The organism is Armatimonadota bacterium (genome assembly GCA_020354555.1).
Taxonomy (GTDB): Bacteria; Armatimonadota; Hebobacteria.
Genome location: CP070648.1, coordinates 3,627,751 through 3,630,641, shown reverse-complemented (window position 1 = coordinate 3,630,641; position 2,891 = coordinate 3,627,751). Strand labels below are relative to the sequence as shown.

4 protein-coding genes are annotated in these 2,891 nt (G+C 69.3%); all 4 read left to right on the top strand.

The genetic code is table 11. The features are described from left to right. A partial coding sequence (locus JSV65_14860; GenBank protein UCH33829.1) for a hypothetical protein occupies positions 1-631 on the top strand: 631 nt, incomplete at its 5' end. Beyond that, positions 628-1,266, top strand: coding sequence for a histidine phosphatase family protein (locus tag JSV65_14855; GenBank protein ID UCH33828.1), 639 nt, complete (start codon positions 628-630; stop codon positions 1,264-1,266). The genes JSV65_14860 and JSV65_14855, both read left to right, overlap by 4 nt. Positions 1,267-1,305: 39 nt before the next feature. Continuing rightward, on the top strand, positions 1,306-1,866 hold the full coding sequence (gene cobO / locus JSV65_14850; protein UCH33827.1) for a cob(I)yrinic acid a,c-diamide adenosyltransferase: 561 nt from the start codon (positions 1,306-1,308) through the stop codon (positions 1,864-1,866). A gap of 18 nt (positions 1,867-1,884) precedes the next feature. Further along, entirely contained in the window at positions 1,885-2,556 is a 672-nt protein-coding gene (locus JSV65_14845; GenBank protein UCH33826.1) for an HAD family phosphatase, read from the top strand. Positions 2,557-2,891 lie beyond the last annotated feature (335 nt).

The window sequence follows — 2,891 nt, the reverse complement described above, 5'->3', positions numbered from 1 at the left end:
GGTGGAACTGCTCCGCCCGCGCCACGTCGTCGCCCTACAGCGAAAAGACGAAGCCGAGCATCTCCTCGCGCCGTATCGCAAGCGCGACGACCCCCGGATCTGGCGCCTGCCCGTGTCCCGCTCCGTCAAGGCGCGCGAGCGCAACGAGCGCAAGGCCAAGCGAGAGCGCCAGTTCGCTGCGTACTTCCGGCAGGCGCGGCAACACGAACTGGCATGGGATGACGTCGGGCTCGAACAGACGACATGGCTGACCGGCGAACTCGCGCCCGGCCACATCGCCGCCTACGTCGAAGAAGTCGTCGAAGGCGAAGTGCTGTATGCCGAGCGCGTCGAAGCCGGCATCTTCGCCATCGTCAAGCGTCTCCCCGGCGCCGCGCACCGCACCATCAAGGGCGACGAAATGGACATCAGGGCCGTGGATGCCGGGCTGCTGGATAACCTGCTGGTCGGGCTGATGGACGGTTCGGGCCGCGCGCTCGGCGTGGGCATCCTGACGCGGGTTGATTTCAAGCAGCGGCGCCTGACGATTGACGCGCCCATTGATGACCTCGGGCAGGTGCGCGCGCTCCGGCTCGGCTCGATGCGCGTCAGCCCCGACGGGACCGAACTCGGCCACGGAGAGATCGCTTGAACGAAACGACGCTCATCCTCGTGCGCCACGGGCAGACCGATTGGAACCTGCAGCACCGCTTCCAAGGCCAGTGTGACGTGCCGCTCAACGACCACGGCCGCGCCCAGGTCGCCGCCGCCGCGCGGCGCCTCGCCGGCGTGCGCCCGGTCGCGCTGTACTGCAGCGATCTCGTCCGCTGCCGCGAGACCGCTGAGATACTCGGCAGCGTGCTCGGTGTCGCACCCACCATCGCCCCCGAGCTGCGCGAGCGCAGCTTCGGCCAGGTCGAGGGTCTGACGCGCGAGGAAGCCGTCGCGCGCTTCCCGGAATCGTGGGCGCAGTGGAGCAGCAACCGCGATACGTGGATTCCTCCCGGCGGCGAATCGGCAGGCGAAGCATGGGGGCGCGTGCTCGGCTTCACCGAGAAGCTGTGGCAGCGCCACGAGGGCGAGACGGTCGTCATCGCCGGCCACGGCGGCCCGATCAAGGCCATCATCAGCCGCGCGCTCGGCGCCCCGATGAGCGCGCGCTTCGCGTTCGCCGTCAGCAACGGCGGCATCACAACCATCACGCGCAATGCGGGCGGCCCCACCGTCGCAATGCTCAACGAGACGTGCCACCTCGGCGAGCCGCCCGGCCGGGTTGAGGCGGACTGACGGTCTCGCATGACATAACGGAGTAGAGCGGAGCACACCATGCCGCAACTCGAGCGAGGTCTGATACAGGTCTATACCGGCGACGGCAAGGGCAAGAGCACTGCCGCCTGGGGCCAGGCGCTGCGCGCCGCGGGCCGCGGCCTGCGCGTGTGCGTCATCATGTTCCTGAAAGGCGACGCGGATCTCGGGGAGCTGCACGCCGCCCAGCAGCTCGCCCCGGGGATTACAGCGCGCCAGTTCGGCGCGAGCCGCGAGGAGTTGGCCTCCCGCAGCACCGGCCCGTGGTGGCAGGCGGGCTACACCGATGACGACCGGCGCATGGCGCGTGAAGGGCTGGATTTCGCGCGGGCCGCGATTGACGGCGGCGAATATGATCTCGTCGTCCTCGACGAAGCGAACGTCGCGCTCAGCGAGGGCCTGCTCGATACCGATGAGGTGTTGGCCCTGCTGCGCGGTCGCCCGCAGCACGTCGAGGTCATCCTGACCGGCCGCAATGCTCCGCCGCCGGTCCTCGACGCCGCCGACCTCGTGACCGAGATGCGCTCGGTGAAGCACCCCTTCGACAGCGGCCGGCCCGCCCGCCCCGGCATCGAATATTGAATCGAGTCACTGCTCACATTGACCATCCTGCGCCTCAAGCCCGCCGCGATATTTGACATTGACGGCACCCTCGTGGACACCCGCGAGACCCACCTGCGCGCGTGGAGCGAGGTGCTCGCCGAAGCCGGCGTCGAGGCAACCCGCGAGCGCCTGGAAGGGCTCTTCGGCAAGCATTCCGACGAGTGGGTGAGGGAACTCCTGCCGCCCGGGCGTGAGTGCGAAGGGGCGCGCATCGTGGAGCGCAAGAACGAGGTGTTCGCCTCGCGCCTCGGGGAACTCCGGCCCTTCCCCGGCGGGCGCGAACTGCTCCGCGCGGTGAAGGATTCCGGTGGGCTCGTGGCTTTCGCCACCGGCGCGACGAGGGACGAGCTGCAACACCACCTGCGCCTGCTCGAAGCCAAGGCGATCGCCGACGCGACCGCCTATGACCGCGAGGTGTCGGCGGGCAAGCCCGCGCCCGACATCTATCTCCTCGACGCACACAAGCTGGGGGTGGAACCCGCCGCCGCGGTCGCCATCGGCGACAGCCTCTATGACGTGCAGTCCGCGCGCGCCGCCGGCATGGACTGCATCGCCCTGCTCACCGGCGGATTCGGCGAGCGGGAACTCCGCGCGGCCGGCGCCGCAGAGATATACCCCGACATCGGCGGCCTCCACGACGCATTCATCGAGCACAGGCCGTCTCGCTGACGCCGCAACGGCATCGCAACGCAAGCGCCCCGCATCGCCCACCAAGCCCATGGAGCCGCAGGCCTTGCCGCGCCCCGGCTGCGCGACGCGCGGCGCGGAAGCTCAAGAAAAAACCCCGGTAGCCAGGAGGACTGACGTAGTGACGGATGGAATCATCTCGCCGCAACTAGTCTTCGGCTTGGAGTGCCCGCTGGGGTCGGGCGCCGGGCTGCTGATTGCGCCTCGGGGCTAAGCAGACCTAGGCGTTGCTTCCCGTTTCCTGGCGGGCGTTTTTGTTTGGCGGTGCGGCGTGCCGTGCGCGCACGACGGGCCGCACGTTCATGGCACAAGGAGGC

Bases quoted from the DNA above. Each gene is read 5' to 3' on its own strand.
- cobO (UCH33827.1), top strand. From the start codon at position 1,306: ATGCCGCAACTCGAGCGAGGTCTGATACAGGTCTATACCGGCGACGGC.